Raw genomic sequence first — 20,214 nt, forward strand, 5'->3', positions numbered from 1 at the left:
TGGTCGGTGCGACGAGGCTGTCGTTCGCCGCACGGAGACTGAACAGCGGGGCGATCGACGACGGGGAAGGGCGAGAAATCGGCTCGAACCGATCGGGTCAGCGGTGCCCCGGTCGCGGAGCCGCCTTCTGCAACGCGGTTTCGGCGACGTTGCCGCCGTAGTCGGCGCTCCGGGACAGCGAGTCGAGGATCAGCCCGAGCGACTGGGCCTTGATGGGGTCGAGGTCGCGAAGCATGTCGTCGATTCGGCGGGTATGTTCGTCGATCGTCAGCACGGATTCGAGGGCCTCGTGGCCGAGGTCGGTCGCCTCGTCACCATCCTCGGCGAACAGGGCGTCCATCGACTGCTCGAGAATCTCGGCGGCATCCGCGTGGAGATCGAGCAGCGCCTCCGCCACCTCTTCGGGAATCGACTCGTGTTTCAGCGCGAGCTGGCTGATCTTGACGGCGTGATCGGCGACCCGTTCGAGCTGTCGCGCGCTCGAGTGGAAGTCGAAACAGTCCTCGCGAGAGACGCCGAGCCCTTCGGCGGCCCGCGGCGATCGCAGGGTCGCACGGAAGATCCGCGAAACGACGAGGAAGAGTCGATCGACATCGTCGTCGCGCTCGATCACGTCGCGGGCCACGTCGTCGTCGTTCTCGACGAGCGCCGTCACCGCGTCCTCGAGCATGGCGGTCGCGATCAGCCGCATTCGGGTGACCGCGTTGACGATCGACAGCTCCGAGGAGTCGAGCAGGTCCTGGACGACGACGGAGTCGGTTCCTTCGTCGACGATCTCGACGCCGATGAGCCCCTGGATGGCGCTTCGAATCGCCCGCCGCTGGTCGGTAGTGATCCGGTTCGCCTCGAGTCGGATGACGTCGAAGCCGCTGACGTACATCGTCAGCACGGCGCGGGTCAACTGCTCGCCGTCGAGCGCCGCCACGTCGAGCGTCCCCTCCTGGTGGCTGGTTTCGCGCTGTGGCGTGACGATCAGCGTGTCGTCTTGCGCGTATATCTCGACGGTCGATCCGCTGGAAATGTCGTTAGCCGTGGCCCACGTCTTCGGGAGCGAGACGGTGTACGTCGATCCGCCGGTCACCTGGACCTTGCGCGTCTCCATGGGAGGTGGGTCTGGACTCCGAGAACATAAATCACTCTGATTATATAGAGACACCACAGTAGCTCACGAAAGAGGCGCTTTGGGGGCGTTTTGCGGAGGGAACTGGTACCGATGGCTACGTGAAGCTACCGTTGTTAGCGTCTATCAATATAGCCCTATATACCAACCAAGAGCGACGGGTATCCCGACGAGAGTTGCGATCGAACGGTACCGGGACTGCGAATCGAACCGAGAACCGATCGGAGAACTCGCTTGCCCGAACCGCGATTCGAGGCGCGAGAAGGAGCATTACAGGCCACACGACGGGCGAGTACGAAACACTATGTACTCGTACGTATCGCTCCGGACCCGTACGTCCGCAACTATAGATACCGCAAATACAATATATAGAAATTAGAATCGTATTTATATGGGCTGTACAATCGTCTACCCGATGACGGACAATCAGTCCGGGCGGTCGGTGGGTACAGTCTCTCGACGGAAGTTCCTCGCGTCGAGCGGGGCGATAGGGGCGATCGCAGTCGCGGGTTGCTCCGAGACCGATGCGGAAAACGGCAGCGGCGAACTCTCGGGCGAAGTCGTCGTCAAAGGCTCGAGTACCGTCTTCCCGATTTCCGACGAGATGGCACAGCGATTCATGAACCAGTACCCGAACGTCAACGTCACGGTCGACCCGACCGGCAGCGGTGGCGGGTTCGAGAACCACTTCTGTCCCGGCGACGCCGACGTCAACGGGGCATCGCGGCCGATCAAGCCCGAGGAGGAAGACCACTGCGCCGAAAACGACGTCACGCCGATCGAAATGCACATCGCCGGCGACGCGCTCACGATGGCGGTCAGCCCCGACAACGACTGGGTCGACTGCATGTCCTTCGACGAACTGGCCCAGATCTGGGGCGAGGACGCCGCCGAGACGTGGGCCGACGTCAACTCCGAATGGCCCGACGAGGAGATCGAACGCTACGGACCCGACACCACCTCTGGAACCTACGACTGGTTCAGCGAGAACGTCAACGGCGGGGGTCACACCACCGAGTACGAAGGAACCGAGGACGACAACACCATCATTCAGGGCCTCGAGAACAGCCAGTACGGGATCGGCTACTTCGGCTACGCCTACTACTCCGAGAACGAGGACCGCGTCAAAGCAATCGACATCAAAAAGAGCGAGGGCGACGACTGCGGATCGCCGAGCCTGCAGGCGGCCAGCGAGGGGACGTACCCGATGTCTCGACCGCTGTTCATCTATCCCTCCGAGGAGGCCCTCCAGCGCGAGGAGGTCTACGAGTTCATCAACTACTACCTCGAGAACTCGAATGCCGACTGGATCGCAGACGAGGTCGGGTACGTGCCCTCGAATCAGGACATGGTCGACGAGAACACGAGTAAACTCGAAGACGCGGCCGGCGAGTAACGCGGCTATCGACACCGATTTTTCGCATCTAAATGAACTGGTATGAGTAATACACCAATCGACGCCGATCTCACCCGATCGGCACACGGACGGATTGCAAAGGAACGGTTGTATCACGGCCTGTTGTTCGCCTGTGCAGCGCTAACTGTTCTCGTGACGGTCAGCATCATCGCGACCCTGGCGATCGACGCGGTGGATTTCTTCCAACGCGTCGCGCCGGTCGCGTTCTTCACCGGCACGGAGTGGGTCCTGCGGAGCGAGAACCCGATTCTCGGGATCCTGCCGCTCGTAAGCGCCACGCTCGTGGTAACGATCGTCTCGGCGCTCGTCGCGATTCCGATCGGTACGGCGGCCGCGGTCTACCTGAGCGAGTACGCCAGCGATCGGATGCGATCGGTACTGAAACCGGCGCTCGAGATCCTCGCGGGGATTCCGACCGTCGTCTACGGCTTCTTCGCGCTCGTGTATCTGACGCCGTGGCTCCAGCAGATCGGACTCGATTTGAGCCTGTTCAACCTGCTTTCCGCGTCGATCATGGTCGGGATCATGATCATCCCCATGGTCTCCTCGATCAGCGAGGACGCGATGAGCGCGGTCCCGGACTCGCTCCGACAGGCAGGGTACGGCCTCGGCGCGACGAAGTTCGAGGTGTCGACGAAGATCGTCCTTCCCGCGTCCATATCGGGCATCTTCTCGTCGTACATTCTGGCGCTCTCGCGGGCGATCGGCGAGACCATGATCGTCGTCGTGGCCGGCGGCAGTCGAGCGCGCATGTTCGATCCCTCGAATCCCCTCGCGAACCTCTTCAACTCCGGCCAGACGATGACCGCCGCCATGGTGCAGGCGGTCACCACGGACCTATCCGGCGGCACCGCCGGCTACTACTCGATGTTCGCGATCGGATTGACGCTGTTCGCGATCACCTTCACGATGAACCTGCTCAGCAACCGCATCGCCGCACGCTACCGGGAGGAGTACCAATGAGACGATCGACGACCAAGGATCCGAGAACCGCGCCCGCGAAGGAGGTGAGCCGCTGATGGCGACCGCCGACGAGTCGACGGGGGCCTGGTTCGGTGCGGACGGGCAGGTCAGCCAGGTCCGCGGCCTGCTGTTCAAGGCCGCCTGTCTCGGTGCGACCCTGCTCGCGCTGTTCCTCGTGTTCGTGTTCCTCGCCTACGTCGCGACCGACGCGATCGAACCCCTGACGGCCGATCCGGCCTGGTGGGGCGCAGTCGCCGTGACCGTCCTGCTCCCGGCGCTCGGGCTGGCCGGGTACTACTACCGGTACGACCCGCCGGCGGGAGAAGTCGCGTACACGGCGCTCGGACTCCCGATCGCCGCGACCCTGCTGGCCGGCGGCGTCGGAATCGTCTTCAGACACATCGTCAGCCCACACGGGTGGCTCGCGCTCGTCGTCGCCACCGCCGTCGCCGCCGGCGCGATCGCGCTCCACGACCGCCGTCGGGACGCCGGCGCGCTCGAGCGAGCCGCGGTCGTCACGGTCGTTCCCCTGCTGGCACTGGTCGGAGTTCCGGGTCTCGTACCGAGCCTTCGGGAACTGATCCTTTCGGCACCCGTCTTGCCGATGGCGTCGCTGTCGCTGCTCGGAACGTTCGCGGCCCCGATCGCGGCGGCGGTCGGCTGGCGCATTCGTCGCGTGCGCAAGAGCGATCGCGCCGGCGTCATCGCCGGCGGCGCGACGGTCGTCGTGGCCGCCCTCGGACTCGTCGCCGCGCCGCTCGTCGGACTCTCGGCGACGTCGTGGATCGTTCTGACGACCGTCGTCGCCGTTCCGGTCGGACTGTACGTCGAACAGGTTCTCAGGCGCGGGGACGGCGTCTCCGGACTGGCGTTTCCCGTCGCGATCGCGATCGGGGTGGCCGTCTGTGCCGCCGTCGTCGGAGTGGCCGACCTGAGCGGGCCGACCGTCTGGCTCGACTGGGAGTTCCTGACCACCGCCCACAACCGGACGCCCCGCGAAGCCGGGATCTATCCCGCGCTCGTCGGGTCGGTGATGATGATCATCGTCGTCGCCGTCGCGGCGTTCCCCGTCGGCGTCGGCGCCGCGATCTACCTCGAGGAGTACGCACCCACCGAGGGGCTCCCCGGATCGATCGTCGAACTCATCGAGATCAACGTCGCGAATCTCGCCGGGGTTCCGTCGGTCGTCTACGGGCTGCTCGGCCTGGCGTTGTTCGTCAACACGGCCGGGCTGCGACCCGGAATCGTCGTCGTCGGCGGTCTGACGGTCGGTCTGCTCATCCTGCCGATCGTCATCGTCTCCGCACAGGAGGCGATCCAGGCGGTCCCCGATTCCCAGCGGCAGGCCGCCTACGGGATGGGAGCGACCCGATGGCAGACGGTCCGGACCGTCGTCCTGCCGCGGGCGATGCCCGGCATCCTGACCGGGACGATCCTGGCGCTGGGTCGTGCGATCGGCGAAACTGCGCCGTTGCTGATGGTCGGGGTCGCGGCGGTCGTTCGCATCTCGCCGAATTCCTTCTTCAGCCTGTTCAGTGCGATGCCGCGACAGATCTTCGCCTGGGCGAGGTTGGCCAAGCCGGAGTTCTACCACGGCGTCCTCGCCGCCGGCGTCCTCGTCCTGCTGGTCGTGCTGTTGATGATGAACGGCACGGCGATCTTGCTCCGGAACAAGTACCAGCGACACGAGTAAGATGACCCGAAACGAGACACCTCAGACCGACGACGGTACCGAACGGCGAACGGACGGCAGCGGAACGGCCGTCTCCGACCAGTCCAGCCCATCCGACGCCGAGAGCGCATCGTTGCTCGACGAATCGTTCGATATCGACGCCCGATCGACGTCCGGGAGTACCGAGACGATCATCGAGGCCAGAGGCGTCGACGTCTTCTACGACGACGTGCAGGCGCTCCGGAGCGTCGACATGGCGATCCCGGAGAACCAGGTGACGGCACTCGTCGGGCCGTCCGGCTGTGGGAAGTCGACGTTCCTGCGCTCGATCAACCGGATGAACGACCTCATCGACGCGGCCCGCGTCGAAGGCGAACTGCTGTTCGACGGGAAGAACGTCTACGACGAGGACGTCGATCCCGTCGCGCTCCGGCGGAAGATCGGGATGGTCTTCCAGTCGCCGAACCCGTTCCCGAAGTCGATCTACGACAACGTCGCCTTCGGACTGGAAGTCCAGGACAAGGCCGACGACGTCGACGAGAACGTTCACCGGGCCCTCGAACGGGCCGCGTTGCTCGAGGAAGTCGAGGATCAACTCGACTCGAGCGGACTGGATCTCTCGGGCGGCCAGCAACAGCGGCTCTGCATCGCCCGCGCGATCGCGCCCGATCCGGAAGTCATCCTGATGGACGAACCGGCCTCGGCGCTCGATCCGATCGCGACCTCGAAGATCGAGGACCTGATCGCCGACCTCGCCGAGGAGTACACGGTCGTGATCGTCACGCACAACATGCAACAGGCCGCCCGCATCTCCGACAAGACCGCCGTCTTCCTCACCGGCGGCGAACTCGTCGAGTTCGACGACACCGCGAAAATCTTCGAGAACCCCGCACACGATCGCGTCGAAGACTACATCACCGGCAAGTTCGGCTAACCATGTCACGAAACGAGTACCAGCAGCAGCTAACGCAACTGCGCGAAGACGTCCTCGAGATGAGCGACCTCGTCTGTCACCGGTTCCGGAACGCGATCGAGGCCTACGAGTCCAAAGACGAGGACCTCGCGGAGCGACTGATCGTCGGCGATCACGAGATCAACCGGCGCTACCTCGACCTCGAACAGGACTGTATCGAGTTGCTCGCGCTCCAGCAGCCGGTCGCGGGAGACCTGCGCTTTATCGCCGCCTCGTTCAAGATCATCACCGACCTGGAACGGATCGGCGACCTCGCCGTCAACCTGGCCGAGTACACCCAGCAGGCCGAACGGGACCGCTACCCCGACGTCGACATCACACACGTCGGCACCGAGACCGTCGCGATGGTCGAGGACGCCATGCGAGCGTACGCCGCGGACGACGCCGCCGCGACCCACGACGTCGCCGCGATGGACGACGAGATCGACGATCGGTGCGAGCGAGCGAGTCGGATCGTGGTGCAGGACCTGGTGGAGACCGAGCGCGACGACGACGACCTGCTCGAGGACGTCTCCCGGATGCTGCTGACGATCCGTGACATCGAACGCGTCGGGGATCACGCGGTCAACATCGCGGCTCGAACGCTGTACATGGTCGACAACGACGACGAACTGATCTACTGATGCGTGGGAACCAGCTCTCGAAGACCGCGTTCGAACCGGTCGAACGCACGGTACAGCTCGCCGGGACGTCGACGTTCGTCGTGTCCCTCCCGAAAGAGTGGGCGCTCGAACAGGGCCTCGAGTCCGGGAAACCGATGTATCTCTACCCGCACGCGGATCGACTGGTCGCCGCGACCGAGACGCTGTCGTCGCGGGATCGAACCGTGACCGTCGACGCCAGCACCGCGGCCGACGAGACGGTGTTGCGGCGGATCGAGAGCGCGTACACCGCCGGCTGCGATCGGATCACCGTCACCGGACTCGACGACGCCGACCCGCAGGTCCGCCGGCGACTCGAACGGACGGTCACTCGACTCATCGGGATCACGATTCAGGCGGATGCCGGCGACCGCCTGACCGTCGCGGATCTGCTCGACAGCAGCGAGGTGTCGCTTCCGCAGACGATCGCACAGGCCCAGCGACTCGCCCTGGAACTGTACGAGGATGCCATCGACGCCGTCCTGACCGACGATACCGATCTCGCCCGCCGAGTGATCGATCGGCACGACGACGTCGATCGACTGTTCGCGTTCGTCGGTCGGGGATTCCACCGCGGACTCGAGAACGTCCACGAGATCGACCGGCTCGGAACCGATCGGATGGCCGCCTTTCGCGACTACCGGATCGCCCGACAGCTCGAGCGAATCGCCGATCACGCCGCGGAGATCGCGTCGGTGACGACGCGACAGTCGGGGCCGCCGGGGGACGCGATCGCCGATCGACTCGAGGCGGTCGGAGCCGACGCGCGAACCGTCGTCGAACTGGCGCTGGGCGGCGAGACCGAACGGGCCTACGAGGCGACGGCCGCCGTTCGCGAGACGAGTCGCCGACTCGATGACGACCTGTCCGTGCGAGCGGACTCCGACGCCTACCTGCACGGAACGGTGGGGCGAGAAATCCGCCGAACCGCCGAGAACGGGATCGAGATCGCCGACGCGAGAGCGGAATCGTCGGTCGAGGACTGATCTCGTCCGAGATCGCGAAAAACAGGGACGATTTCGCTGGAGACCGATCGCCTCGAGCGACCAGTACGCCTACGGCAGCCGTGCGATTACCGCTTCGAGTGGGCGCCCGGTCCCCGATCGGAATCGGGCCACGATCACCGATCGGGATTCGGTCGATTTCGTGGGGTCGACGGTTCGTAGACCCACAGGTTGTCGTTGGTGTAACTCCGGCGGAGCGGCGAGTTGTCCTCGCAGAGCAGCACGCGCCGGTCCGGCAGTACCATCACGTTGTCGATGTTGATGATGGCGTCGTCGGCGGTACTGGCCGGGTCGGCGGCGTCGGCACCGACGACGACCGGTTCGAGCCGGGAGATGTCGTAGTCGGCCTCGAGTTCTGCCCGATAGACGACGCCGCCGTCGACGCGCTCCATCCGGAGGGACCCATCGTCGTCGGCCATTCCGTCGTTCAGTTCGGAGATCCCCACGTACAGGTAGTCGCCGGGCTGGGCGTCGTCGATGGTATCGCTCCCCTCGGCCTTGCGGAACTCGATCGTCGCACCGATCTCCTTCGCCGCCGCCCGGGTCTCCAGGAAGGGGACCCGACGGAGGTCTTCGTCGACGCCGTCCGGTCCGTGCCGCTCGTACTGGGCGGCCCACTCGACGATTTCCTCGTCGGTGATGTAGTCGCGATTGCCGTTCTCGACGACTTCGCGGTCGGCCTCCTCGAGCGCGGCTTCGAGGTCGTCCTCCCAGTCCGTCTCGGCGTGGGTTTCGAGGTAGTCGACCTGGGTGACGTCGTCGTAGTCGGCGATCCAGGAGGCGACCTCCGCGTTCGTCGCGGTTCCGAGTTCGATCCAGTCGACCTCCAGATTGACCGCGGCGGGCGGCAGGTTCTTGGCGGCCTGCGCGTTGGTGACCTCGATCGCGTACAGGGTGCCCCGGACGTCCATCCGATCGTCGTAGCTCGTGATCGGTTCCTCGGCGACGAACTTGTAGAGGCCTTTGTTCGAGCCGTCGGAGGTGAGGTACACCGTCCGCTCGTCGGGCAGGACCTCGGGACACTCCCAGGCGGCCCGGCCCCAGTTGTAGTGTTTGACCGGCGTCGGTTCGTCGGCCGTCGGGTCGGTTATCTCGACGCAGTACCCGGTCCGGTACGGATTGGGATACCCCTCGCCGATCGGCGTGTGCGTGTTCTCGCCGTCCTCCTGGTCGACCGGATCGGCTCCGAGATAGTACGACAGCATCTCCACGCCGCCCAGCGCCCACGCGCCCTGTGGATACCAGCTCTCGTCCCCGTACAACTCGGCGAGTGCGTCGGGGAGTTCGGCGGGGTTCGGGCGGTTGAAGAACGAACTCGCACCGCGGAGCCCGACGCCGGACCCCGCTTCCAGGATCTCGCCGATCGTCGCCGGACCGGAAGCCCGCGGGTGGACGTAATCCTCCTCGGCGGAGATCGGGTTCCCCCACGGCGCTTTGTCGCCGTAGCAGTTGATCCGGGTGCCGCCGAGTTCGCGGAACGCCGCCGTGTTCTCCAGGTTCATCGCGTTGTCGAGATCGGCCTCCCAGCCGTCCTCATCCCGGTAGATCGGCGTCCGGACGATGCTCCCGGGGCTCGTCTCGACGTTCGTGAACAGGTATCCCTCGAGTCCCTCGTCGTCGGTCGCGACGAAGAAGTTCATGTCGGGGTTGCTCCCGTAGGCGCCGTACCGGCTGCCGGCGAACTCGGCGACCGGCGTCCCGTCAGGCGTCTCCGGGTGGCCCCACCGCGCGGTCCCGTTCTCGATCGGATCGCCGTTCTGGACGAGGAGTTCGTACTCGCCGCCGGCGACGCGAACCTGCTGCTGTTGCTCGTTCGTCCGGGGCGGTTCCAGCTCGTCGAACTCGTCGTTCCTGCCGTTGGACTCGAACCGGTGTCCGGCCAGCCAGCCGACGCCCGCGGTCCCGAACGGCGGGCGGTTGTCCGTGCTGGGATGCTGGAGGCTGAACAACATCTCGCCGTTCTCGAACACGAACGGCCCGGTGACCTCGGCGCCGAGTGCGGTATGAGCCAGCCGATCGATCCGGCCCTTGACCATGGGTGCGCCGCCCGTCGGCGAGTCCTCCCACTCGTCGTCGTTCTGTGCGCCTGCGACGTCGACGAACCCGGAACCGACTGCCGATGCGACCGACGTCTCGATCAGCGTTCGTCTGGTAAATTCTACCATGCAAGCGAAGTGCCATCGGACCCGAATATCAAGCTTTATAATATTTACAAACAAGTGTACGTTCAGTATTATACAAATACGTAGGTAACATACTGTATTCGGTTTCGACGTTTGTATTATATTTCTGGTACATCAACCAAGCATCTGAAACACGGCACGACGACGCGGTCATGCCTGCGTGTTGACGAGGGGGGAGTTCGATCACTCGATGCCCTCTTCGCGGGCCTTTCGCCGGACTTCCTCGGCCCGGGTCCGGACCCAGGAGACGTACGTGTCGATTTCCTCGTGGGTCGAACCGAAGAACGAGGCGACCCAGTCTTTGGACGTGTCGGGTTGGGCGAGCATGTACGCGGTGATCACGTCGATTCCCGACTGGACGATCGCCGGTGGAATGCCGATTTCGCCGGTTCCCGCCTCGCGAAACCCGTTCGTGTCGAAGTAGACGTCGGCGTACAGCGTCGCCTTCTCGGGCGTCTCGAACTCCAGACCGGGGTGATTCGGTGCCTCGAACCGATAGCCCGGTTCGTCGTCGGGAGACTCGACTTCGAGAATCCGGACGTCCTTGATGTACTCCCTGTAGACCGTTTCCTGTTCCAGCGCTGATTCGTTCGAACGGGCCATATCTCGCCGTCCAATGAGACGATACTTGAATCTACTGCACCGTGAGGTCGTCAGACGGCACTGTTTCCACGTCCGATCCGTATCGTTCGGGTCAGCGGAATCCGAAGCGAAGGGACGATGGAAACACGGCGACAAGAGTCGATCGAAACACGGCGGGAGGGCAGACGGCTACTCGTCGTCCACGAACTCGTCGAAGAGGTCGGAGACTCGGCGTTCGATGTCGTCCCGGATCGCCCGTACCTCGTCCGCGGATTTCCCGTGCGGATCGTCCAGTGCCCAGTCCCTGACGGCCACGTCGGCGTCGAGATCGAGCGTCGAACACCCCATCGTCGCGACGACCGTACAGTCGTTCAGTTCGGCGGTCGACACCTCACGAGGGGACCGATCGGACACGTCGATATCGAGTTCCCGCATGGCCTCGACGACTTCGGGATGGACCTCGTCTGCGGGGCGCGTTCCCCCGGTCAGAATTTCGACCTCGTCCTCGAGCCCGCGACGAGTTCGTTCCCGTTCCGCGAACGCGGCGGACATCTGACTCCGGCCGGCGTTTTGCACACAGACGAACCCTAATTTCAGCGAGTCGGTGCCCATACGGAACAGACGTTCAGCAGCTGGGATAACCGTTCCTAATAGTTCTATTGTGAACTACGTACTCCGCATCGAACGATTCGAACCCACGCCCATTCGCCCTCACCTCCGTTCGACAGCCGTAATGCGTTCGACCCCGGATCGGTTCGATAGCCGTGACGAAGGCGCTGTCGACGTTCGCTGGAGCGGACTCCGGGTCCGACGTACAGCCGGAGTCCACTGACCTCGCGGACGCGATCGTCGATCGAGACTCGCGAGATCCGTACGAGAGCGGCAGGTCGCCGCGCTGGTCGACAAACTCGAAGCCGGCGAAGCGTCCCGATCGATCGGGATGCCCGAAGACGCAGGTGTAGCTCGCAACCTTTATCAGGCGCACGGGGATAGCTACTCCCAAGATTACTCACCGTCTTATGGTAGGAAATGGACAACCGGAGGTGAACATCGGGCTCGTCGGTCACGTCGATCACGGCAAGACGACGCTGGTGCAAGCCCTCAGCGGCTCGTGGACGGACCAGCACAGCGAGGAGATGAAACGCGGTATCTCCATCAGACTCGGCTACGCCGACGCGACGTTCCGCTACTGCGAGAGCGTCGAGGAGCCCGGGTGTTACACCGTCGAGGAGGAGTGTCCGGACGGCTCGGAAAGCGAGCCGCTGCGGACCGTCTCGTTCGTCGACGCCCCGGGGCACGAGACCCTGATGGCGACGATGCTCTCTGGGGCCTCGCTGATGGACGGGGCCGTGCTGGTCGTCAGCGCGAACGAACCCGTCCCACAGCCCCAGACCGAGGAGCATCTGATGGCACTCGACATCATCGGGATCGAGAACATCGTCATCGCCCAGAACAAAGTCGACCTCGTCAGCACCGACCAGGCACGGCAGAACTACGAGGAGATACAGGCGTTCGTCGAGGGGACCGTCGCCGAAGACGCTCCCGTCGTGCCGGTTTCGGCAGGCCAGGAGGTCAACCTCGACCTGCTGATCGGGGCGATCGAAGAGGAGATCCCCACGCCCGATCGGGATCCGGACGCCGACCCCCGGATGCACGTCGCCCGCAGTTTCGACATCAACAAGCCGGGTACGACCGCCGACGACCTCGCCGGCGGCGTCCTCGGCGGCAGTCTCGTCCAGGGCGAACTCGAGGTCGACGACGAAATCGAGATCCGCCCCGGCCGCGAAGTCGAGGAGGGCGGCCAGACCGAGTACGTTCCGATCGAGACGACGATCCGATCGCTCCAAGCCGGCGGAAAGAACGCCGACACCGTCACGCCGGGCGGACTGCTCGGCGTCGGGACGGGACTCGATCCCGCCCTGACGAAAGGCGACGCGCTGGCCGGGCGACTGGCCGGGCCGCCGGGGACGCTACCCCAGACGTGGGACGGGTTCACCATGGACGTCGACCTCCTCGATCGCGTCGTCGGGACCGACGGCGGCGAGATCGACGAGATCAGCACCGGCGAACCCCTGATGATGACCGTCGGGACGTCGACGACCGTCGGTGCCGTGACCAGCGCTCGCGAGGGCGAGTGCGAGGTCAACCTCAAGCGGCCAGTCTGTGCCGAACCGGGCGCGAAGATCGCGATCAACCGCCGCATCGGCGCCCGGTGGCGGTTGATCGGGCTGGGAACGTTGCAGGGATAGCGGTTTACGAGGCGAGAACGAACGAGTATGCGTACGCGGGTCGCCCTCGATACGAGTGCCCTGATGATGCCGGTCGAACTCGACGTTCGGCTGTTCGACGAACTCGATCGGCTCGTCGACGACTACGAGCCCACGACGCCACAGCCGGTCGTCGAAGAACTCCGACGTCTCTCCGAGAAGGGGGGAACGGAGGGGACGGCCGCGAACGTCGGACACGATCTGGCGACCGAACGCTGTCTCGTGGTCGACACGGAAGCATCGTACGCCGACGACGCACTGGTCGAACTCGCCCGCGAGGGCAACGTCGACTACGTCGTCACGAACGATCGCCCGCTGCGCGACCGGGTGCTCGAGGCGAGTATACCGGTAATTGCATTACGCGGGAGAAACAAATTGGCGATCACTCAACCATAGATGTACAAACGGGTTAGGCTGAAAGACACGGTAGAAGTACCGCCGGAGGAACTCGGCGACGTCTCGCCGGATCTCGTGAAGCGACTGCTGCAGGACAAACTGGAAGGACGCATGGACGAAGAGGTGGGCAGCGTCGTCTCCGTCACCGAGGTCCACGACATCGGGGAGGGAACGGTACTCCCGAACCGGCCGGGCGTCTACTACGAGGCCGAGTTCGACGCAGTGACCTTCGACCCGCAGATGCAGGAGGTCGTCGACGGGACGATCGTCGAGGTCGTCGAGTTCGGTGCGTTCGTCGGGATCGGCCCCGTCGACGGCTTGCTTCACGTCTCCCAGATCAGCGACGAGTACCTCGCGTTCGACGGCGAGAACCAGCAACTCGCCTCGAACGAATCCAACCGCACCCTCGGCGTCGACGACGCCGTCCGGGCGCGAATCGTCACCAAGAGCATCGACGAGCGCAATCCCCGCGACTCGAAGATCGGGCTCACCGCGAAACAGCCCGGCCTCGGCAAGCACGGCTGGCTCGAGGAAGAATACGAAAAGCGCGAAGCGACCGCAGGTGAATAACGATGGCATCCGATCGTCTCGTCTGTCGAGAGTGTCACCGGGTCAACAACGCGGACGCCGACTCCTGTGAGAGCTGTGGTTCCTCGTCGCTGACCGAGGACTGGGCGGGATACGTCGTCATCGCCCACCCCGAGGACAGCGAGATCGCATCCGAGATGCAGGTCGACGAACCGGGAGCCTACGCGCTGAAGGTCCGGTAGACGTGACTCGCGACGACTCCAGCGAGGCGTCCGAAACGGACGACCAGCTACTGATCCTGCCCGACGACCTCCGGCACGAACTCAAGGAGCCGCTGGGCCCGATCGAGACCGACGCCGACGTGCTTCTCGAGGCGATCGACGGGCCGCTGATCACCGTCGGGGACGTCGTCACCTACCACTTCCTCCAGGCCGGCCGGCCGCCGGACGTGGCGCTCGTCGACGAGCGGACGAAGCGGTCGGCCGTCGACGAGGAGATCCGCGAGACCGTCACCGAGTCGACCCACATAGAGGCCGTGAACCCGCCCGCCGAAATCTCCGAGGACGTCGTCCGGGCCCTCAACGAGGGACTCGCACGCGGGGAACCGACCACGATCCTCGTCGAGGGCGAAGAGGACCTCGTCGTCCTCCCCGCGATCGTCGCCGCCCCCGAGGGCGCGAGCGTCGTCTACGGCCAGCCCGACGAGGGAATGGTCCACGTCGCGGTCACCGACGATCACCGCGCCGAGATACGCGCGCTGCTCGATCGGTTCGAGGGCGACGCCGATCGGCTGTGGGAACTGCTCGAGCGGGACTGACCCCCGTCGGACACCATCGTCTCACTCACCCCGTTTTCCGAGCGCCGTCTCGAAGACCCGCCGGGCCCGTTCGTACGCCGCGTCTCGATCGACGATCGGAGCCGCGTAGTCGGGAGCGAGATCGGTTCGAATCGCAGCCGGAAGCGTGGGCCACTCGACGATCCGTTCGGCCGGAATCGACGGGGCGGCGAGTTCGGGGACGTACTCCCGAACGAACGCCGCCTCCGGATCGTACGTCGCGAGCTGGGCCACCGGATCGAAGATCCGTACGTCGACCGAGTCCGTCCCCGTCGAGGCGATCCACTGCCAGCTGCCGGCGTTCGTGGCCGGATCGTGATCGACGAGCCGATCGCGAAAGTGCGCCGCGCCGCGTCGCCAGTCGATCAGGAGGTGTTTGGTCAGGAAGCTCGCAACGACCTGCCGGGGTCGGTTGTGGACGTACCCCTCAGCTTCGAGCTGGCGCATCCCCGCGTCGACGAGCGGGTACCCCGTCTCGCCGCGGGTCCAGGCCGCGAACTCGGCGTCGTCGTTTCGCCAGGCGATTTCGTTGGGGATCTCATTGTAGTTCTCGCTCGCGAGGTCAGGGTTGTAGTACAGCAGATGATAGTTCGCCTCCCGCCAGGAGAGTTCGTAAGCGTACTTCTCGACGTTCGATCGATCGTTCCCATCGACCGATTCCAGAACGTCGGTGGCGGCGTCCCAGACCTCCCGGATGCCGATCGCGCCGGCGGCGAGATACGGCGAGAGTCGAGAGACGGCGCCGGACGGGGCTTCGACGGCGAGTGCGAGATCGTCACGGGTGTCGCCGTAGCTGTAAATTCCAGACTCGCAGAACGCGTCGAGTCGCTCGCGGGCGGCGCCGTAGCCCGGTTCCGGAAGCTCGATATCGGTGGCGGCGATCGGAATCGGGTCCGAGTCGGTGACGTCGGCGAGGTCGGTGGCCGCAGGCGCTTCGGCGGGTGCCGGTTTGGGTCGTGTCTGCCAGTCGTTGTGGAACTGACTGTGGGTTGGGTAGGAGGGCGCGAGCGTCCCGGGATCGACGAGCACCGTATCGACGCGCGATTCCAGCGGCACGTCGATCGCGGCCTCGACCGCCGTCGACTGGGCTCGTCGGTTCGGGTCGTAACACGCGGTCGTGACGACGCGATCGATATCGTACTCGGCACAGAGGTCAGGCAGTACCTCGGCTGCGGGGCCCGATCGGACGACGAGGTCGCTCCCGAGGTCGCGATAGCGCTCGCGCAGCGCCCGGACGGTCCGATCGACGAACGCGCGCTTGCGATCGCCGAGTTCAGCGGTCACGGCCGGATCGAAGACGTAGACGGGAAGGACGGGGGTGTCGGCGGCGTCGATCGCGGCGGCCAGTCCGCGGTTGTCGATCGTGCGGCGATCGCGCCGGTGCCAGTACAGGATCATGCCCTCCCTAGCGACGCGACGGTGTAAGCCCCTCGGACACCGGAAGCGCTGGCCCGCATCCGTTCCGGCGGTCGTAGCCGACCTCACTCGACGACCGTGTGCTCGAGCACGCCGATTCCCTCGACCTCGAGTTCGATCGTATCGCCGTCCTCGAGCCACCGCCCGAGTTCGAGGCCACAGCCCTCGCCAACGGTTCCGCTGCCGATGACGTCGCCGGGATACAGGGTCTCGGACTGGGAGACGTGTTCGATGATCTCGGCGAAGGAGTGGTACATCTCGTCGACTGTGCCCTCCGACCAGACTTCGCCGTCGATGCGGGCGGTCATCGGGTCCTCGAGCGCGTCGATGTCTTCACGTGGGACGAAATACGGGCCCAGTCCGTTCGCGAAGTCCTTCCCCTTGGCCGGACCCAGCCGCCCCTCCATCTCCCGGCCCTGGATGTCGCGGGCGCTGAAATCGTTGAAGACTGTGTAGCCAGCGATGTACGCCTCGGCGTCCGCGGCGTCGATATCGCGGCCGCGTTTCCCGATCACGGCTGCAATTTCGAGTTCGTAGTCCATAATCTGTGAGTAGTCGGGCCACTGGACCGTCTCGCCGGGCGCGACGACGCTGTCCGGATTCCCCTTGTAACAGACCGGTAGCTCGTACCAGACGTCCGGGATCTCGCCGCCGAGGCTGTTCTCGACGTGTTCCTCGATCGCCATGAAGTCCCGCAGCGTGTTCGGCCGCGGCAGCGGCGCGAGCAGGTCGTATTCGCCGGGGTCGTACCGGAGCCGCGCACCGCCGGGCCCTCGTTCGGCGTCGGTCTCGGCCGCGTACGCCAGGGCCGCCCGGGCGTCGTCGATCGCCCGTTCGCCGCGCTCGAGGAAGGCTATCATCTCCGGGGGAACGTGCGCCCGCGCGAGATCGGCCGGAGCGGGTTCGCCCTCGGCCGCCAGGGCCGCGCCGTAGGCCGCCGTCAGGTCGATCAGGGTGGCCTCGCCCGCGGCAGTGGCCGCGTCCTCGCTCGACGCGTCGACCGCCCCGATGCGCTCGACGGGACCGATCGCCGTCTCGACCTCGAAGGTGGCGAGTTTCACGCCGCGTCACCTCCGCCGGCACCGCCATCGCCGTCGAGCATCGCCACCGGCCGCACCCAGCCCGCGCTGGCACCCTCGATCGCGATCGGGACGGCGACGATCGGGACGTCGGTCCGCCGGGGGAGCGCGTCGAGGTTGGCCATCTTCTCGATCTGGCAGTACTCGACCTCGCGGCCGGCGAGGTGGGCCGGCCAGAGTTCGGCCTCGTCGCCCGACTCCTCGTAACGCTCGCCCATCGACGTGAACGGTTTGTCGAAGCCGTAGGCGTCGGTCCCGATGACCCGGACGCCCTGCTCGACGAGGAACTTCGTGCCGGCCGCGCTCATGCCGGGAAACTCCGTCAGGTACTCGGCGGTCCCCCACAACTCGTCGGCACCGGTCTGAATCAGGACGATCTCGCCGGCCGAGAGGTCGTGGCCCAGTTCCGCGAGCGCGTCCTCGAGATCCGCGACCGAAATCTCGTCGCCGGCCGCTTTCCACCGGAAATCGAGGACGACCGCGTTCCCGCGACACCACTCGAGGGGGATCTCGTCGATCGTCTTCGCCGGTTCGCCGTCGACGGCGGGCCCGTAGTGCCACGGCGCGTCGAGGTGGGTGCCCGCGTGGGGGATCGCGTGAACCGTCTCCCACGCCAGTCCCATCCCGTCCGGGAAATCGGAGGCCGCCACGTCGTAGCCTTGCTCCTGGAGCGTGGCCGCGAGTCGCTCCGCGCCGGTCTCGTGATCGAAGGCGTCGACGCTCGGCGGGAACGGCTCGCTGTCGACGCCATCCTCGAGACCGATACTCAGGTCGATCAGGTCGGTGTCTGCTACCGAGCCACACATAGTTGTGGGGACCAGCGCCGCCCACATAGTTGTAGTCGTGGGCCCGTCCCGGACGCTTGCGGGTGCTCTCCGAGGCCGATCGGCCGTCCCGATCACGCGTCGCGACCCTCCGCAGTATATTTACCTGCCGGGAGAAAGTGGCCAGATATGTACGACTTCGTGGTCGTGGGCGTCGGCCCCGCCGGCGCGCGGTTCTCCCGCCGGGCCGCCGAAGACGGGTACGACGTGCTCGCCCTGGAGAAGGGAACCGTCGGCACGCCGCTCGCCTGCTCCGGACACGTCAGTACGGACGTCTGGAACTTCACCGGCGAGGGAGCCCGCGCGGAGCTGTTCCAGAACGAGATCTACGGCGCGCGGTTCCACGTCGGCGGCCCCCACAGCGACGCCTACCCGTTCTACAAGCGCGAGGTCGCCTCGAACGTCATCGATCGGGTCGGACTGGACCGCCACCTCGCCGACCTCGCGCGCGAGGCGGGCGCGGACGTCCGCGAGGAACGCACCGTCACCGAGGTGACGGAACACCGCGATCGGGTCGAGGTCGTCGCCAGCGGGCCGGACGGCACCGTCACGCACGAGGCGAAGATGGTCGCCGGCTGCGACGGGGCCCGCTCGCGGGTCCGGGACGCGCTCGGCCTTTCGGAGCCCGGCGAACTCCTCCACGGCGTGCTGGCGTTCTCGGAGGAGAACGACCACCAGGACTTCGTCGACGTCCACCTCACCGCCCCGACCTTCTTCGCGTGGCGCATCCCCCGCGGCGAGGCCGGCGTCGAGTACGGGCTGGCCGCGCCGCCCGGCGTCGAGGTGACCAAGCACTTCGAGGAGTTGATCGACGGCTACGAAATCGACGTTGCCCATCGCTGCTCGGGCGCGATCCCGATCGGCCCGCCCGATCGGGTGACGACCCGGCGGGGCTTCCTGATCGGCGACGCGGCCGCCCAGACCAAACCGTTCACCGGCGGCGGCATCCTCTACGGCATGACCAGCGCCGACCACGCCGCCCGGCAGATCGACCCCGATCGGCCGACGACGCTCGCGGCCTACGAACACGCGTGGCGCGACGACCTGAAGCGCGAGATGGAACTGGGCCACTGGCTCCGGCGGGCGTACTCGTTCCCGGAGCCGGTCCAGCGCGTCGGGCTCGGGACCCTCTCGGGCGAGATCGGCGTCCACATGGACCGGCCGACCTCGCTGTTCTCGACGGAGCACCTGAAAGCGTTACTCTCGCGGGCCTGACGTGCCACGTCGGGAGGGGCGGGTCGAATCCGCGTTCGACGCGGAAGCGCACCGAAACCGGCAATTTCGGGGATCGGGCGGAAAACGGCCCGTAGGGATCCCACGGCGGGCGGAGACGGACGCTACCGATCTCGACCACCAACAGAGACTTATCGGCGAGCGCAGTAGAGAGAGTATCGACCATGTGTGAACTCTCCCCAGACTGCTCGGGTGACGAGCACTGCCAGCTCGTCCTCAGGAACCTCGAAACCGGCAACAGAACGGTCGAGTACTACTGCAAGGCCCACCTCGTCCTGCGGGTCTGGGAAGTCGAGCAGAACGACGGGCTCGCCGCTGTCGAGGCGACCCAGCTCTGATCGGCTCCCGCCACACGACCGCGGCCTCGTTCTGCCGACGCGGGGAGAATCGATTCGATCGCCCGGAACAGGTTCTACGGAGCGTTCGTGGCTCGTCGTAGCGAGGACCGGCTGGAAGCACGGCTCACCCCTGATCCGGTTCGCAGTTCGTCTCCGTCCGATGCGAGCGAAAAACGACTGCGGAAGACGATCGATTCAGTCGTCGTCTGCTGGGGCACTCTCTTGCTCTTCGATGTAGTCGACGATCTCGGACGTTTCGTCGACGAAGTCGTCTACGTCGACCTCGTTCCCGTGGAGCAGCGTCGAGAAGTACCGGGTAGCACAGGCAAGGTTGACAGCTTCTTCGAGTTCGTCCTCCGTGACGTCCGCCATCCGCGCTTCCTCTTTGTGGAAGTAGGTGCAGTAAGGGCAGCTGATGGCGGATGCGACAGCGACTCCGATGAGCCCTTTCTCCCGTTCGGACAGTTCGGTCTCCCCGAGCTGAAGATCTCGAAAGAGCCCCCAACTGTGGTCGCTCGCTGGCTCTGCAAGGATCTCTATCCAGCTTGGGACCTGCCCAAGAGACTGTTCGATCTCCTGTCGTGTTCGCTCTGATACCATATCGGGTGTGCCTCCACAGAGAACCGGTACAATTGTCAGGGTAAGATAGGTATCTAGTGACTTTCTGACAACCAGTGCCGTTCGTGCAGACGCTGCAAACTCGTCGTCCGGTGCAACGGAGTGTCTGCTCGGAACGTCCGTGT

Annotated in this window: 21 protein-coding genes; 13 read left to right on the forward strand and 8 right to left on the reverse strand. The window is 65.5% G+C overall.

Annotation, left to right across the window (positions count from 1 at the left end; genetic code table 11):
• Positions 1-97 precede the first annotated feature (97 nt).
• Positions 98-1,102 carry a phosphate uptake regulator PhoU gene (locus MUG98_RS19085; RefSeq protein WP_265109008.1) on the reverse strand — a complete coding sequence of 335 codons (1,005 nt, stop codon included), beginning with the start codon at positions 1,100-1,102 and terminating at the stop codon, positions 98-100.
• 433 nt (positions 1,103-1,535) lie between these two features.
• On the opposite strand from MUG98_RS19085, the gene MUG98_RS19090 reads away from it, so the two are divergent.
• Genes MUG98_RS19090 through MUG98_RS19115 form a run of 6 tightly spaced genes read left to right on the forward strand, consistent with a single transcriptional unit; the run spans position 1,536 to position 7,772 of the window.
• Positions 1,536-2,516 (forward strand): PstS family phosphate ABC transporter substrate-binding protein, encoded by a 981-nt coding sequence (locus MUG98_RS19090; RefSeq protein WP_265109009.1) that lies wholly within the window; start codon positions 1,536-1,538, stop codon positions 2,514-2,516.
• Positions 2,517-2,558: 42 nt separating this feature from the next.
• On the forward strand, positions 2,559-3,500 hold the full coding sequence (gene pstC, locus MUG98_RS19095) for a phosphate ABC transporter permease subunit PstC (RefSeq protein WP_265109010.1): 942 nt from the start codon (positions 2,559-2,561) through the stop codon (positions 3,498-3,500).
• Between the two features lie 55 nt (positions 3,501-3,555).
• Positions 3,556-5,193 carry a phosphate ABC transporter permease PstA gene (gene pstA, locus MUG98_RS19100; RefSeq protein WP_265109011.1) on the forward strand — a complete coding sequence of 546 codons (1,638 nt, stop codon included), beginning with the start codon at positions 3,556-3,558 and terminating at the stop codon, positions 5,191-5,193.
• Between the two features lies 1 nt (position 5,194).
• A complete protein-coding gene (gene pstB, locus MUG98_RS19105) occupies positions 5,195-6,106 on the forward strand; it encodes a phosphate ABC transporter ATP-binding protein PstB (protein WP_265109012.1) in 912 nt (303 codons plus the stop codon).
• 2 nt (positions 6,107-6,108) lie between these two features.
• On the forward strand, positions 6,109-6,768 hold the full coding sequence (gene phoU, locus MUG98_RS19110; protein WP_265109013.1) for a phosphate signaling complex protein PhoU: 660 nt from the start codon (positions 6,109-6,111) through the stop codon (positions 6,766-6,768).
• Positions 6,768-7,772: a PhoU domain-containing protein gene (locus tag MUG98_RS19115; protein WP_265109014.1), complete on the forward strand. Its 1,005-nt coding sequence runs from the start codon at positions 6,768-6,770 to the stop codon at positions 7,770-7,772. Before phoU ends, MUG98_RS19115 begins: the two co-directional genes overlap by 1 nt.
• Before the next feature lie 134 nt (positions 7,773-7,906).
• Here the strand turns inward: MUG98_RS19115 and MUG98_RS19120 are convergent, their stop codons facing one another.
• The 3 genes from MUG98_RS19120 to MUG98_RS19130 form a co-directional block, all read right to left on the reverse strand.
• On the reverse strand, positions 7,907-9,955 hold the full coding sequence (locus MUG98_RS19120; RefSeq protein WP_320443088.1) for an alkaline phosphatase PhoX: 2,049 nt from the start codon (positions 9,953-9,955) through the stop codon (positions 7,907-7,909).
• Between the two features lie 201 nt (positions 9,956-10,156).
• Positions 10,157-10,576, reverse strand: a complete 420-nt coding sequence (locus MUG98_RS19125; protein ID WP_265109015.1) for a hypothetical protein — start codon at positions 10,574-10,576, stop codon at positions 10,157-10,159.
• A 168-nt stretch (positions 10,577-10,744) separates the two neighbouring features.
• Positions 10,745-11,167 carry an arsenate-mycothiol transferase ArsC gene (locus tag MUG98_RS19130; RefSeq protein ID WP_265109016.1) on the reverse strand — a complete coding sequence of 141 codons (423 nt, stop codon included), beginning with the start codon at positions 11,165-11,167 and terminating at the stop codon, positions 10,745-10,747.
• A gap of 407 nt (positions 11,168-11,574) precedes the next feature.
• Here MUG98_RS19130 and MUG98_RS19135 point away from each other — a divergent pair, with 407 nt between their 5' ends.
• Genes MUG98_RS19135 through MUG98_RS19155 form a run of 5 tightly spaced genes read left to right on the forward strand, consistent with a single transcriptional unit; the run spans position 11,575 to position 14,563 of the window.
• Positions 11,575-12,804 carry a translation initiation factor IF-2 subunit gamma gene (locus tag MUG98_RS19135; protein WP_265109017.1) on the forward strand — a complete coding sequence of 410 codons (1,230 nt, stop codon included), beginning with the start codon at positions 11,575-11,577 and terminating at the stop codon, positions 12,802-12,804.
• A 27-nt stretch (positions 12,805-12,831) separates the two neighbouring features.
• Positions 12,832-13,218 (forward strand): type II toxin-antitoxin system VapC family toxin, encoded by a 387-nt coding sequence (locus MUG98_RS19140; RefSeq protein ID WP_265109018.1) that lies wholly within the window; start codon positions 12,832-12,834, stop codon positions 13,216-13,218.
• Complete coding sequence (locus MUG98_RS19145) at positions 13,219-13,788, forward strand: DNA-directed RNA polymerase (protein WP_265109019.1); 570 nt, start codon at positions 13,219-13,221, stop codon at positions 13,786-13,788.
• A gap of 2 nt (positions 13,789-13,790) precedes the next feature.
• Positions 13,791-13,988 (forward strand): transcription elongation factor subunit Spt4, encoded by a 198-nt coding sequence (gene spt4, locus MUG98_RS19150; protein WP_250140677.1) that lies wholly within the window; start codon positions 13,791-13,793, stop codon positions 13,986-13,988.
• A 2-nt stretch (positions 13,989-13,990) separates the two neighbouring features.
• Positions 13,991-14,563 carry a GTP-dependent dephospho-CoA kinase family protein gene (locus tag MUG98_RS19155; protein WP_265109020.1) on the forward strand — a complete coding sequence of 191 codons (573 nt, stop codon included), beginning with the start codon at positions 13,991-13,993 and terminating at the stop codon, positions 14,561-14,563.
• 21 nt (positions 14,564-14,584) lie between these two features.
• Here MUG98_RS19155 and MUG98_RS19160 read toward each other — a convergent pair whose 3' ends face one another.
• The 3 genes from MUG98_RS19160 to MUG98_RS19170 all read right to left on the reverse strand — a co-directional run bounded on the left by MUG98_RS19160 (position 14,585) and on the right by MUG98_RS19170 (position 17,882).
• Positions 14,585-15,979, reverse strand: coding sequence for a cryptochrome/photolyase family protein (locus MUG98_RS19160; RefSeq protein ID WP_265109021.1), 1,395 nt, complete (start codon positions 15,977-15,979; stop codon positions 14,585-14,587).
• An 83-nt stretch (positions 15,980-16,062) separates the two neighbouring features.
• Entirely contained in the window at positions 16,063-17,058 is a 996-nt protein-coding gene (locus MUG98_RS19165; protein ID WP_265109022.1) for a fumarylacetoacetate hydrolase family protein, read from the reverse strand.
• Positions 17,055-17,882, reverse strand: a complete 828-nt coding sequence (locus tag MUG98_RS19170; protein WP_265109023.1) for a cyclase family protein — start codon at positions 17,880-17,882, stop codon at positions 17,055-17,057. Before MUG98_RS19170 ends, MUG98_RS19165 begins: the two co-directional genes overlap by 4 nt.
• Positions 17,883-18,029: 147 nt before the next feature.
• Between MUG98_RS19170 and MUG98_RS19175 the strand changes: the two genes are divergently transcribed.
• Positions 18,030-19,115: a geranylgeranyl reductase family protein gene (locus MUG98_RS19175; RefSeq protein ID WP_265109024.1), complete on the forward strand. Its 1,086-nt coding sequence runs from the start codon at positions 18,030-18,032 to the stop codon at positions 19,113-19,115.
• 182 nt (positions 19,116-19,297) lie between these two features.
• Positions 19,298-19,471, forward strand: coding sequence for a hypothetical protein (locus tag MUG98_RS19180; RefSeq protein WP_265109025.1), 174 nt, complete (start codon positions 19,298-19,300; stop codon positions 19,469-19,471).
• Between the two features lie 195 nt (positions 19,472-19,666).
• Here MUG98_RS19180 and MUG98_RS19185 read toward each other — a convergent pair whose 3' ends face one another.
• The gene (locus MUG98_RS19185; protein WP_265109026.1) at positions 19,667-20,071 is read right to left on the reverse strand and encodes a carboxymuconolactone decarboxylase family protein; all 405 of its coding nucleotides are present in this window, start codon (positions 20,069-20,071) and stop codon (positions 19,667-19,669) included.
• Between the last annotated feature and the right edge of the window lie 143 nt (positions 20,072-20,214).

The organism is Halosolutus halophilus (assembly GCF_022869805.1).
Classification (GTDB): Archaea; Halobacteriota; Halobacteria; order Halobacteriales; family Natrialbaceae; genus Halosolutus; species Halosolutus halophilus.